Origin of the sequence: Plantactinospora sonchi (genome assembly GCF_036422035.1) — a bacterium.
Classification (GTDB): domain Bacteria; phylum Actinomycetota; class Actinomycetes; order Mycobacteriales; family Micromonosporaceae; genus Plantactinospora; species Plantactinospora sonchi.
This window is the reverse complement of record NZ_JAZGQK010000006.1, coordinates 107,157-119,096: the sequence shown is the minus strand read 5'-3', so window position 1 is coordinate 119,096 and position 11,940 is coordinate 107,157. Positions and strand designations below refer to the sequence as shown.

The 11,940-nt window shown below is 70.3% G+C and carries 12 protein-coding genes, 3 tRNA genes and 1 pseudogene; 3 read left to right on the top strand and 13 right to left on the bottom strand.

Annotated features, from left to right (window positions below):
• Positions 1–288: 288 nt before the first annotated feature.
• The 4 genes and pseudogenes from V1633_RS06995 to V1633_RS06980 form a co-directional block, all read right to left on the bottom strand.
• Positions 289–426 (bottom strand): annotated as a pseudogene (locus V1633_RS06995) (isoprenylcysteine carboxylmethyltransferase family protein); the annotation flags it as partial.
• Between the two features lie 2 nt (positions 427–428).
• On the bottom strand, positions 429–1,115 hold the full coding sequence (locus V1633_RS06990; RefSeq protein ID WP_331213362.1) for a cation transporter: 687 nt from the start codon (positions 1,113–1,115) through the stop codon (positions 429–431).
• Positions 1,112–1,471: an ArsR/SmtB family transcription factor gene (locus V1633_RS06985; RefSeq protein WP_331213361.1), complete on the bottom strand. Its 360-nt coding sequence runs from the start codon at positions 1,469–1,471 to the stop codon at positions 1,112–1,114. Before V1633_RS06985 ends, V1633_RS06990 begins: the two co-directional genes overlap by 4 nt.
• 178 nt (positions 1,472–1,649) lie before the next feature.
• Positions 1,650–2,084 (bottom strand): TetR/AcrR family transcriptional regulator, encoded by a 435-nt coding sequence (locus tag V1633_RS06980; RefSeq protein ID WP_331213360.1) that lies wholly within the window; start codon positions 2,082–2,084, stop codon positions 1,650–1,652.
• Positions 2,085–2,187: 103 nt separating this feature from the next.
• On the opposite strand from V1633_RS06980, the gene V1633_RS06975 reads away from it, so the two are divergent.
• Together V1633_RS06975 and V1633_RS06970 are read left to right on the top strand one after the other, a co-directional pair.
• Positions 2,188–2,556: an ArsR/SmtB family transcription factor gene (locus tag V1633_RS06975; protein ID WP_331213359.1), complete on the top strand. Its 369-nt coding sequence runs from the start codon at positions 2,188–2,190 to the stop codon at positions 2,554–2,556.
• A 34-nt stretch (positions 2,557–2,590) separates the two neighbouring features.
• Positions 2,591–3,241 carry an SRPBCC family protein gene (locus V1633_RS06970; protein ID WP_331213358.1) on the top strand — a complete coding sequence of 217 codons (651 nt, stop codon included), beginning with the start codon at positions 2,591–2,593 and terminating at the stop codon, positions 3,239–3,241.
• A gap of 673 nt (positions 3,242–3,914) precedes the next feature.
• Here V1633_RS06970 and V1633_RS06965 read toward each other — a convergent pair.
• The 6 genes from V1633_RS06965 to crtI all read right to left on the bottom strand — a co-directional run bounded on the left by V1633_RS06965 (position 3,915) and on the right by crtI (position 7,467).
• Positions 3,915–3,988 (bottom strand) — tRNA-Phe (locus tag V1633_RS06965).
• Between the two features lie 105 nt (positions 3,989–4,093).
• A tRNA-Asp gene (locus V1633_RS06960) sits at positions 4,094–4,170 on the bottom strand.
• A 37-nt stretch (positions 4,171–4,207) separates the two neighbouring features.
• Positions 4,208–4,280 (bottom strand) — tRNA-Glu (locus V1633_RS06955).
• 166 nt (positions 4,281–4,446) lie between these two features.
• Positions 4,447–5,355 carry a MerR family transcriptional regulator gene (locus V1633_RS06950; protein WP_331213357.1) on the bottom strand — a complete coding sequence of 303 codons (909 nt, stop codon included), beginning with the start codon at positions 5,353–5,355 and terminating at the stop codon, positions 4,447–4,449.
• Complete coding sequence (gene idi, locus V1633_RS06945; RefSeq protein WP_331213356.1) at positions 5,345–5,980, bottom strand: isopentenyl-diphosphate Delta-isomerase; 636 nt, start codon at positions 5,978–5,980, stop codon at positions 5,345–5,347. Before idi ends, V1633_RS06950 begins: the two co-directional genes overlap by 11 nt.
• The gene (gene crtI / locus V1633_RS06940) at positions 5,977–7,467 is read right to left on the bottom strand and encodes a phytoene desaturase family protein (protein WP_331213355.1); all 1,491 of its coding nucleotides are present in this window, start codon (positions 7,465–7,467) and stop codon (positions 5,977–5,979) included. Before crtI ends, idi begins: the two co-directional genes overlap by 4 nt.
• A 124-nt stretch (positions 7,468–7,591) precedes the next feature.
• On the opposite strand from crtI, the gene V1633_RS06935 reads away from it, so the two are divergent.
• Positions 7,592–8,539 (top strand): phytoene/squalene synthase family protein, encoded by a 948-nt coding sequence (locus V1633_RS06935; protein ID WP_331213354.1) that lies wholly within the window; start codon positions 7,592–7,594, stop codon positions 8,537–8,539.
• Here the strand turns inward: V1633_RS06935 and V1633_RS06930 are convergent.
• The 3 genes from V1633_RS06930 to V1633_RS06920 form a co-directional block, all read right to left on the bottom strand.
• Positions 8,529–9,416 carry a carbohydrate ABC transporter permease gene (locus V1633_RS06930; protein ID WP_331213353.1) on the bottom strand — a complete coding sequence of 296 codons (888 nt, stop codon included), beginning with the start codon at positions 9,414–9,416 and terminating at the stop codon, positions 8,529–8,531. The two genes, V1633_RS06935 and V1633_RS06930, sit on opposite strands and share 11 nt — an antisense overlap.
• A gap of 12 nt (positions 9,417–9,428) precedes the next feature.
• A complete protein-coding gene (locus V1633_RS06925) occupies positions 9,429–10,382 on the bottom strand; it encodes a carbohydrate ABC transporter permease (protein ID WP_331213352.1) in 954 nt (317 codons plus the stop codon).
• Between the two features lie 88 nt (positions 10,383–10,470).
• A complete protein-coding gene (locus V1633_RS06920) occupies positions 10,471–11,850 on the bottom strand; it encodes an ABC transporter substrate-binding protein (protein WP_331213351.1) in 1,380 nt (459 codons plus the stop codon).
• Between the last annotated feature and the right edge of the window lie 90 nt (positions 11,851–11,940).

The following is an 11,940-nucleotide window of genomic DNA, read 5'->3' as shown; positions in this document are numbered from 1 at the left end:
CCCGAAGTGTAGCGAGACCCGACAACTCCGTTTTCCGACGAAGTTGTGGCATTCGTCAGCGTCGACCCGCACCGACCCGCCGTTTGTCCTCATAGGACCCCCGGCGGCGTCGTGCGGTTGGTCGGACACCGGGTCGGCGGCGCCGGTCAGCTTCCGGGCGGCCGTCCGCACCACGGCCGGCTCAGGCGGCCGCACCTCGAACGGTCACACGCGGCCGAGTCGTCCGAGGCCGGGGACGAACCGGCCGACGCTGGCCGTGTACCGGCGGTAGGCGTCGCCGCGGACGACCCACCAACGCAGGGTTCCCGGTCGGCCGGCGTCGAGGCGTAGGCCGGTGTCGCCGGTGCGGCGCCACCGGGCGAGGGTGCGCCAGCCGAGGGCGAGCAGCAGTCCAAGCAGGTAGAACAGCAGGGCCAGCCAAGCCATCGTCACGCCTTTTCAGCACCAGGGTGGTCGTCGCCGCAGCAGCCTGAGGTCTCGTCAACGGGCAGGGGCGCACAGTCGTCGCAGTGCTCGCCGCGCCAGGCTTCCACGCCCTCCCTGACCGCGACCGCGGCGATGACGAGTGCGGCGATCGGGTCGGCCCACGACCAGCCGAGGACGGCGTTGAGGACCAGACCGACGAGCAGCACCGCAGACAGGTACGTGCACAGCATGGTCTGTGTGGAGTCGGCCAGCACCGTCGCCGAACCGAGTTCCCGGCCGGTGCGGCGCTTGGCGCGTACCAGCAGCGGCATCACGATCAGCGACGCGACTGCCAGGCCGATGCCGACCGGGCTGGCGTCGGCGTCTCCGTCGGACAGCAGCGAACGGCCGGCATCGACCGTCACCCAGGCAGCGAGGGCGAAGAACGAGACACCGATGAGCCGTAGAGCCAGCCGCTCCCGGTCCTCGGGCACCTGTGCGCGGAACTGCCAGATCAGCACGGCCGCGCTGGACACCTCGACAAACGAGTCGAGACCGAAGCCGACCAGTGCCGTGGAGGACGCGGCCGCGCCGGCGGCGATCGCGACCAGGCCCTCCAGCAGGTTGTAGCCGGCGGTGGCGTACGCCAACCACAGGCTGCGGCGCGACAGCTCCGCCCGACGCCGCGGGGTCAGCACCGACGCGCTCACGGGTTCACCGGTACGACGGAGCCGGCCGGGGTGCCGTAGACCGGGCACAGGGCGACCGCCTCACCCGTGACGGCCAACAGCTGTTCCGCCGAACGCAGCAGATCCAGCAGCTCGGGCCGGGTCAGCGCATAGAACGACTGGCGACCGTCGACCCGATAGTCGATCAGCCCGCAGTCCCGTAGACACGCCAGGTGTTTCGACACCGTCGACTGTGCCAACCCCAACTCGGCCGTCAGGTCGACCACCCGTGCCTCCCCGGTCGCCAGCCGGTGCACGATGGCCAGCCGGGTGGGATCGCCGAGCGACCGGAACAGCGCGACGGCGGGCGTCAGGCCAGGAGTGCAATCCATCGCCATAACGCGATGATAGCCGGATATGGCGATGGATAGCCAGGCGACCACGGTGCCCCGGTGACCTGGGTGAGGGCGTCGATGAACCGGCGAGGATAGGGCAACCCGGTCCGGCGCCAGGTAGCCGGAAGGCGGACGTCAGGTGGTGCGACGTGGAGGCTGGTGGGCCGGGGTCGTTTCATGGTCAGGATCGGGGCGCCAACCGCGCTCGACTGACCGTCGGCAGGTCTCCGGGTCGTCGCCGCAGCCGATGAACAGGGCGGTGAGCATGGCTGCGCCGTGGTCGAGTGTTTGGCGCGGTAAGGGCCCGGTGGCCCAGCGTTTCGTCCGCGGCCGCCGGATCCGCCAGTTCGAAGCCGGCGTCGAACATGACTCGGTACAGGTCGGGGTTGGCCAGGGCGTTTGACAGGTAGGCGGTCCCCAGGGCGGCCAGGTCTCGTACCGGGTCTGCTGAGAGCGGGACCGCCTCGAGCCTGGCGGCCAGGCGGGTGAACCCCTCCTGACGCGTTGCCTGCCACAGGCCGTCCATCCCGCCGAAGTAGGTGTAGACGGCCATGGTCGACACGCCGGTACCCGAGACGAGCGAGCGCAGGGTGACCGGCTCCCGGGCGCGCAGCATCGATGAGCCGTATCGGGTGTCGATGGGCGGTGACACCGCGAAGAGTCGTTAGGACTATCCCAGCGCATGCTTATATAAGTGGATCCTGGTAGGATGTGGTCTCGTGAACGCGTTCGACGTCCTCGGCGACCCGGTGCGTCGGCGCATTCTGGAGCTGCTCGCCGGCGGTGAGCAGACCTCTGGCGCGATCACGGACGTGATCCGGGTCGAGTTCGCACTGTCGCAGTCGGCTGTCTCCCAGCATCTGCGCGTTCTGCGTGAGCACGGGTTCGCGTTGGTCCGGGCTGAGGGGGCTCGTCGGTTCTACGCCGTGGAGGCCGGGCCGTTGAGCGAGGTTGACGCGTGGTTGGACCGGTTCCGCAGGTTCTGGGACCAGCGACTCGACGCACTGGAGACCGAGCTCGCCCGCGGCAGGCGTATGACCCGGAAACCCGCCAACGAAGAGCGCGGCAGGCCCAACGAAGAAGCGTAGGCACGAGGGGTTCCCTACCGAACGGAGCATGACGATGAAAGATGTACTCGACGAACTTTCCGCGGCCCGCCGAAAGATGGGCACGGCAACCCTGCCCGCCGGTGAGGCCTACACGATGGAGCTGAGGCGTCGCTACGACGCGCACCTCGATGACGTGTGGGACGCCATCACCAACCCCGAGCGACTGAGTCGCTGGATGAAGCCGGTCACCGGCGACCTGCGCCTCGGCGGGGCATTCGAGCTGGACGGCGGCGAGCATGGCGAGATCCTCCGGTGCGAGCCGCCGCGCTTGCTGCGGGTGTCCTGGATGTTCGGGCCCGGCGCGGACGAGTGGCCAGGCACGAGCGAGGTCGAGGTGCGCCTGTCTCCTGGATCGGCCGGAGACACCGAGTTCGAACTGGTCCACGCTGCGGCCGTCGGAGAGCCCATGTTCCCGACCTACGGTCCCGGTGCGGGCGGTGTCGGCTGGGACCTGCATCTCCTCACCCTCGCCAGCTTCCTAAGCGGCGGCGAGGTCCTTGACCACGAGGAGTTCAGGGCATCGTCCGCCGGACGCGAGTTCAGCCGGCGCAGCGCCGCCGCCTGGGGCGAGGCCCACCTGGCCGGCGGCGGCGAACCGGGCCACGTCGCGGCCGCGGTCGAGGCCACCACCGCGTTCTACCTGCCCACCGGGGACGCGCGATGAAGTACGCCACCTCGCTTGAGATCGCGCTGCCGGGGTCCAGACGCGCGGTGACCCGGCGCCACGGCAAGCCGCTTCGGTCCGTAGGCCGGGGCGGGAAGCCGTACGACGCCAGCCGACCGCGCGCCGAGCGCGTGCCAGCCACGTGCCAGAAGCCCATGCCGTAGACGGTCACCAGCGGGCAAGATCGGTCACCACCACCCCGCCGCTGACCAGGCACTCCGGACAGACCGGGGCGTCCGGGAACGATCTTCCAAACTGACGGTACGGGCCCTCCCGAGTGGGTGGCTGGATTATGGAGCCGGTAGCTGGCGGACTGCTTGGCGACCACGGGCCGGCGTCGGCGTGCCAGCAACGGCACCACCATCGCCCCCAGCCAAGCCGGTCGACAGCGGCCGGGGGAGAGCGACGTCGTCCGACTCCCCAGCCAGGTCAGTGACTACCACCGTCACCAGCCGACAGGCCGCGCGATCTTTGCAAGGCAGGGGTCGGCGACGCTCTCTCGGCAACCGGATAGACGAGTGGCCGTGCGATCCACGTGCGATGAGGAGCGGCCAGCAGCGGGATTCCCGGGTCAACGAGGGTCAGACCGGACAGACGGGCTCCTAGGCGAAAAGCAGAACGCCGACCGGCGTTTCCGCTGGTCGGCGCTCCTGTAGCCCGGCGAAAGGCTATGTGGCCAGGGGCGGGGTCGAACCGCCGACCTTCCGATTTTCAGTCGGACGCTCGTACCAACTGAGCTACCTGGCCGGGTTGCTCGGCTCATGTTACCCGTACGACGATGCCTCCGCCGCCCTGGGTGAACCCGAGCCGAAACGCAGAACGCCGCGCGTACACACGCGCGGCGAGCGGCGCTGGCGGTCCTGACGGGACTTGAACCCGCGACCTCCGCCTTGACAGGGCGGCGAGCACTCCAACTGCTCCACAGGACCTAGCTCGTACTGCTGTCTCCGGCCAAGACCGGAGCCGTGCCCCCAACGGGATTCGAACCCGTGCTACCGCCTTGAAAGGGCGGCGTCCTGGGCCGCTAGACGATGAGGGCGGCCCCGCCATCATTGCACATGACAACTTTGACGGCTTGTGCTCCCATCCGGCCCCGCCGGAGGCTTGGAAAGCATACGTGATGCCCTGCCGCCCAGCAAAACCGGTATCCGTGGCGGCAAAATAACCCCTAAACCGCCCGTTTGTGCCCTCAGATCCACGTACCGTCACGGCAGCGGAGCGTCCGGTACCTCGCGAAGCAGCGCGACCGCGTCGGCGAGGGTCGCCGGGGTGGCCACGCCGGCCGGCAACGCGCCGGCCGGCCAGCCCGGGCCGGCGGCCAGCAGCAGTACCGGGCGCCGGGGCATGCCGCGCACCGCCTCGAGCTGACCCGGGTCGCCGGTGGCCGGGGTGTGCGACCAGACGACCACGGCGGCCGGTGCGGTCCGGCGTACCGCCGCGACCAGGGCGGCAACCGGCACCCGGGCGCCGAGCAGTCGGCACGGCACACCCACCTCGGCGAGCGCGGCGGCCAGCGCCTCCAGCGGCAGGCTGTGCTGCTCCTCGTCGGCGCAGGCGAGCAGGATCCGGGGCGGCACCGGGGCGGCGGGCGGCCGGGGCACCGCGGCCAGCGCCTCTGACACGCAGCGGGAGAGCAGGTGTTCCACCTCGATCAGGCCGGCGGTGGCGGCGTGCCGGTCCCCGACCCCGGCCAGTACCGGCCGGAGCAGGTGATCCCAGGTGGCGACCACGCCGTCGGTGGCGATCGCCGTGGTGATCCGGGACCGCATCGCCGCCGCGTCGAGCCGCAGCGCGGCCCGGGACAGTCCGCGGGCGGCCGGCCCGGACCGGCGTACCGGGATGACCGGGCCGCCGCCGGTCCGGCCCGGCGACCGCCTCGCGACGCCGGGCGCCTGTCGGGCCCAGCGGGCGGCCTCGGCCGGGTTCACCCCGTCGACGGTGAGCCGGTGCATCATCTCCAGCCGGACGAGATCGTCCGGGGTGTACCGCCGGTGCTGACCCGGCACGTGCCGGCTCGGGCCGAGCCCGTACCGCTGGTGCCAGCTCCGCAGGGTGGTGACCGCGACACCCAGCCGGCGCGCGACGGCGCCGGCGCTCAGCCCGTCATCGGCCACCCTGCCACTCCGTCGCCGGGTCCTCGGCTGGGACGGTTCCGACCCGGGCCCCGTTGCCCGAACCGGGCAGGTCCACGCCGGCCGTCGGGGCCGAGCCGGTGAACCGGCTCAGCACTCCACCCAGCCAGGGGGCGTACGACCCGGGGTCGGCGGCCAGCCGGTCACGCAACTCGTCGGGGTGCACCCAGCGCAGGTCGGCGACCTCGTCCGGGTCGGGCAGCACCGGCGTGTCCGGGCTGAACTCGCCGCGCAGCACGTGGTCGTACTCGTACTCGACCCGGCCGGTGCCGGGGTCCTCGGCGCGGTAGAGGTACACCCCGACCTCGGTCAGTGGTACGGGGTCGACGCCGAGTTCCTCGCGCAGGCGTACCCGGGCCGCGCTGTCGGGCGACTGGCCGGGCTCCGGATGCCCACAGCAGCTGTTCGCCCAGCGCAGCGGGAACCGGGTCTTGGCGGCGGCCCGCCGCTGGAGCAGGATCCGCCCGTCCGGGTCGACCAGCAGGACGGAGAAGGCCCGGTGGAGCAGCCCCGGCTGCCGGTGTGCCTCGTCGACGGTACGGGCGCCGAGCGGCGTCCCCGCCTCGTCGACCAGTTCCACCAGGTGCGCCTCGCGACCCGATGTCATCGGTTACCTCCCGTCACCCGGGCAGCGGCGAGCTTTCCGGAGATCAACACCATGGGTACGCCCACTCCCGGTTGGGTGCCGGAGCCGACGAAAACCACATTGGACAAGGTCCGGTGCAGATTACCTGGACGGAACGGGCCGGTCTGCCACAAACTGTGCGCGGCGGCGAACGGGGTGCCGGCGGCCATCCCGGCGGCCGCCCAGTCGGCCGGGGTGACGATCCGGCTGACCTCGACGCTGTCGGCCAGCCCCAGGTAGCCGCGTCGTTCCAGGGTGGCGAGCAGTTCGTCGGCGTACCGCCGGGGCAGGTCGCCCCGCCAGTCCAGCCCGGTGCCGACCTCCAGGTTGGGCACCGGGGCGAGCACGTAGTAGCTGTGCCGGTCGGGCGGCGCCACCGACGGGTCGGTCCGGCTCGGGTTGGTGACCAGCAGCGACGGGTCGGACATCAGTTCTCCCCGGCGGATCACCTGGTCGAAGGTGCCCCGCCAGGCCCGGCCGAAGTGGATGTTGTGGTGGGCGATCCGGCGGTAGCCCTGGCGGGCGCCGACGTGCAGCACGACGCAGGAGGGCGAGTAGCGCAGCCGGCGGCGGGCACCGGACGACGGCGGCAGCAGGTCGCGGTACGCCACCGGCAGGTCGGGGTTGAGCACGACCACGTCGGCCGGGATCCGCTCGCCGTCGGCGGTGACCACTCCGGTGGCCCGGCCGGCGGAGGTCTCCACCCGGGTGACCGTGGTGTCGTACCGGACCCGTACGCCGTGTTTCTCGGCGGCGTCGGCGAGGGCCCGGGAGACCGCGTGGATGCCGCCGCGCGGGAACCAGACCCCGGCCACCGAGTCGAGGTAGGCGATCACGGTGTAGATGGCGAGCGCGTCGTGCGGGGCGAGGCCGGCGTACATTGCCTGGAAGGAGAAGATCCGCCGGGTCCGGGGGTCCGCGAAGAACTGGTCGATCTTGGTCTGGAGCCGGCGGAAGGCGCCGGCGCCGAGCAGGCGGAGCAGGTTGGCGGTGAGCAGGTCGGTCGGGCTGTCCAGGTTGCGGTCGATGAAGTCGGTCCGTTCGAGCTGCCACAGTCGTCGGGCGTAGTCGACGAACCGCAGGTAGCCGTCGGCCTCCCGGGGGCCGCAGACCCGGGAGATCTCGGCGGCCATCCGCGACGTGTCCGTGATCACGTCCAAGGTGGAACCGTCCGGGTAGTGGGCCCGGTACGCCGGATCGAGCCGGACCAGGTCCAGCCAGTCGGTCAGTTCCTCACCGACCGCGCCGAACGCCTCGGCGAGCAGGTCCGGCATGGTCAGCACGGTGGGGCCGGTGTCGAACTCGTAGCCGTCCAGGGCCAACCGACCGGCCCGGCCGCCGGGCAGCGGCTCGCGTTCCAGCACGGTCACCTGGCGGCCGCTGCCGGCCAGGTGCAGTGCGCAGGCCAACCCGCCGAGCCCGGCCCCGACGACCACCACCCGGTCGGTCCGTCCCGCCACGGTTCGCACCCGCCACCTCCGCCGTACACCATCACACCCGTCGACGGGGCGAACCCCGGCGTCCGTCCGCCGCTGAGCGTACCCTGAGCTGACGAGTTGCATCGATTTATGCGTCGATTTCTCAGGAGGGTCGGTGGACACCAGTCTCGGTGGGTCCTACCAGCGCTGTCGTGAGCTGCACAGACGGCACGGCCGGACCTACTATCTCGCGACCCGGCTGCTGCCGGCGTGGAAACGGCGACACGTGCACGCCCTCTACGGCTTCACCCGCTACGCCGACGAGATCGTCGACCGCACCGAGGACCTCCCGGCCGAGGCCCGGGCCGCCCAACTGGCCGACTGGTCCGAACGGTTCCTGGCCGGGCTGGCCGGCGAACCGGTCGACGACCCGCTGCTGCCGGCCGTACTGCACACCATCGCGGTGTTCGACCTCGACCGGGCGGACTTCGCCCTCTTCCTGCGCAGCATGGCGATGGACCTCACGGTCACCGACTATCCCCGCTACGCCGACCTGCTCGACTACATGGCGGGTTCGGCGGCGGCGATCGGCACGATGATGCTGCCGATCCTGGGCAGCGCGGACCCGGCCGCCGCCCGGGAACCGGCCCGACAGCTCGGCTTCGCCTTCCAGATGACCAACTTCATCCGGGACGTCGCCGAGGACCTGGCCCGGGACCGGGTCTACCTGCCCGGCGAGGACCTGGCGGAGTTCGGGGTGAGCCGCGCCGACCTGGTCGAGGCGGCGCGGCGAGGGGTCAGCCCGCCCCGGGTCCGGCAACTGATCGCGTACGAGGTGCGGCGTGCCCGGGCACACTACGCGGCGGCGGCGCCCGGGGTGACCCTCCTCGCCCCGGCCTCGCAGTCCTGCATCCGTACCGCGTACCTGCTGTACGGCGGCATCCTCGACGAGGTGGTCGCCGCCGGCTACGAGGTCTTCGCCGGTCGGGCCGTGGTGCCGGGGCGCCGCCGGGCCGCCGTGGTCGCCCGGGCGCTGCTGACCCCGGCCGGCACGCCGGTGCCGGTACCCGGCGCGCCGGCCGGGGTTGACCCTGCCTGGGCCGGGTCGCCGGTCACCCCTTGACGCTGCCGGTGGTCAGGCCGGACATGATGTTCCGCTGGAAGATCAGGAAGATGATCACGGTCGGGATCGCGGCGATGACCGACGCGGCGACCACGACGTTCATCGGCGTACCGCCGGAGAAGGCGTAGATGCCGACGCTCACCGTGCGGGTCTCCGGCGACGGCATGACCAGCTTCGGCCAGAGGAAGTCCTTCCAGACCGCGGTCATGGCCAGGATCGCGACCACGCCGAGGATGGGGCGCGACATCGGCAGGATGATCGACCAGAGGGTGCGCAGCGGGGACGCGCCGTCCATCACCGCCGCCGACATCAGCTCCTCGGGGATCGAGTCGAAGAACCGCTTCAGCAGGAAGATGTTGAACGCGTTCGCGACCAGGGGCAGCCAGATCGCGAACGGCGAGTCGAGCAGGTTGATGTGCAGGATCGGCAGGTCGATCACGGTCACGTACTGGGGGACGATGAGCACCATCGCCGGGATCATCAGCGTGGCCAGCATCAGGCCGAGGATCACGTTGCCGAAGATCGGCCGGAGCTTTGACAGCGAGTACGCCGCGGCGGCGTCGAAGACGAGTTGGAACAGCACCGCGCCGGTCGCGTAGTAGAACGTGTTGAAGAGCAGCTTCGCCAGGTCCAGGTTGTGCCACGCGTCGATGTAGTTCTGCGGCTGCGGATCCTGCGGGAAGAGCGACGGCGGGGTCTGCGCGATCTCCTGGCCGGACTTGAGCGCCCCGGTGACCATCCAGTAGAGCGGACCGAGGAAGACGAGGGTGAACACCACCACGACGACGGTGAGCAGGGTCCAGTAGATGACCTTGCCGCGTCCCCGCCTGAGCTGGGCATGGGAGATGAGGGTCCGGGTCCCGGAGTCCTGTGCCATTTCTCGCCCGTCCTAGTCCTGTTTCGAGGTCAGCCGCGCGTAGACGGCGGAGAAGCCGGCCAGCACCACGAGCATGATCACGCCGAGCGCCGCCGCGCCGTTCAGGTCGTTCTGGAAGAACCCGTGCTGGTAGATGAGGTACGCCACCGAGGTCGCGGAGTCCTCCGCGCCCGCACCGTTGGCGAGGATGAGCGGCTCGATGAAGAGCTGCATCGTGGCGACGATCTGGAGCATCGCCAGCAGCAGGAGGATCAGCCGGGTCTGCGGGATCGTCACGTTGACGATCCGTCGCCAGATCCCGGCGCCGTCGAGTTCGGCCGCCTCGTAGAGCTCGCCGGGGATGTTCTGCAGCGCGGCCAGGTAGATCAGTACCGCACTGCCCATGTTCATCCAGGTCGACGCGAGCACCATGGCCGGCATCGTCATCTCGGGCGACTGCATCCACTCCGACGTCGGCAGGTGCAGGGCCTTGAGGACGGCGTTGAAGAGCCCCGCCTCGCTGGGGTCGTACGCGTAGTACTTGAAGAGGAAGAGTGCCGAGGCCGGCGGCAGCATCACCGGCAGGTAGACCAGGATCCGCAGGTAACCCTTGGCGTGGCGGAACTCGTTGAGCAGGATCGCCACGAAGAACGGCACCGCGTAGCCGAGGATGAGCGCGAGGACGGTGAAGTAGAGGGTGTTCTTCCAGGCGGTCCAGAAGCTGGGGTCGTCGATGATGCGGAGGTAGTTGTCCCAGCCGACCCAGGTGGTCTCGCCCCGTCGGGTGCGCTGGAAGCTCATCACGATGCCGCGGATCATCGGGTACCAGGAGAAGACGGCGAAGCAGAGCACCGCCCCGATCAGGAACGCGTGCCCGGTGAGGTTGTCCCGTACCTTGCGGCCCAGGCTGGTACGCCGTGGCCCTGCCGCGGCTGGCGGCGCGGAACGACCCGGTGTGGCGGTACCCGGGACGGTGGTGATCGCCAAGGCAACTCCTGCGGAAGTCGGTGACGCGGACGGTGCGGCGCGGCAACGGTGTGGGTGGGGGCCGGTGGTGCCGGCCCCCACCCGTAGGTCAGTTCTCCGCGGCGAGAAGCTGGTTGACCTTCTCTTCAGCGGTCTTGAGCAGCGCGTCGATGTTCGAGTTCGGGTTCGTCAGCACCCCGGACATCGCGGCGTCGAGCACCGCGTAGATCGCCTGCGCGTTGCGCGGCTCACCCTTGATCGGCACCGGGGCCGCCTCGAAGAGCGCGAAGTTCGCGGTGTCGACGTTCGCGTTGGCCTTGCGCAGTTCGAGCTCCTGCTTCTGCGCCTCGGTGCCGTTGGCGAAGAGCAGCGGCTGGGGCAGGCCGACCGGACGGTTCTGCGGCTTGGCCCGGACGTAGTCGAACTGACCCTTGCCCGGCGTCAGCTTCTGGTACGCGATCCACTTCAGACCGGCCTTGACCTGCTCGGGGGTGAGACCCTTCTTGAAGAAGTAACCCTCGCCACCGCCGAGCGTCCCCTTGGCCGGGCCGTCCTGGCCGGGCAGCGGGGCCATCGCCCAGTCCTGGTACTTGCCCTGGAACTGGGTGACGATCGCCTCGGTGGCGTCCGGCGCGCCGACGAACATGCCCACCTTGCCGCCGGCGGCGTTGGTCAGCAGGTCGCCCCACTGCAGCAGCTGGCGGGCGCCCATGCTGTTGTCGCCGTACCGCATGTCCTTGAGGTTCTGCAGGACCTGCTTGCCCAGCGGGTTGTTGAAGTCGGCCTTCTTGCCGTCCGGGGTCAGCATCTGGCCGCCCTGCGAGTAGAGCAGGGAGGTGAAGTGCCAGCCACCGGTGTTGCCGGCGCTGTACTCCGAGTAGCCGGCGATGCCGTTGCCGAGGGCGGAGATCTTCTTGGCCGCCTCGCGGACCTCGGGCCACGTCTTCGGCGGGTTGTTCACGTCGAGCCCCGCCTGCTGGAACAGGACCTTGTTGTAGACCAGGCCCATCGAGTAGTTCTTCACCGGTACGGCGTAGAGCTTGCCGTTGTCGGTGAAGGCCGCCTTGAGCGCCGGGTCGACGCTGTCCCAGGTCGGCACCGTCTCCTTGTTGGTGAACTCGGTGATGTCCATCGCCTGACCGGAGTCCAGCACCTGCTGGAGGTCGGTCATGTACCCGTAGAACACGTCGGTCACGGTGCCGCCGGCCAGGCGGGCGGTGAAGTCCGGCGGGTTGTTGCACTGCTCGCCGACGCTCACGCTCTTGACGACGATGTCCGGGTTCTGCCGCTGGAACTCCACGACATCGTCGTTCCAGTTCTGCAGGAGCTCCTTCTGGGAGCCGACCGGCTGGCAGTCGACGGTGATGGTGACCTTGCCGCCGGCGCTCGAGTCGCCGTCGTCGCTCTTCGTGGAGCAGGCCGTGAGGCTGAGCCCCAGGCCGGCCGCGAGCGCCATCGCCGCGGCCTTCCTGTACTGCGGTACGGACATCTGTCCATCCCTTCGGGAACGGGAGTCTCCAAGACCTCTGCTGATCCGCGGGATCGTCACCGTGGCCTGCCCTGTTGCCGTTCTCTATCC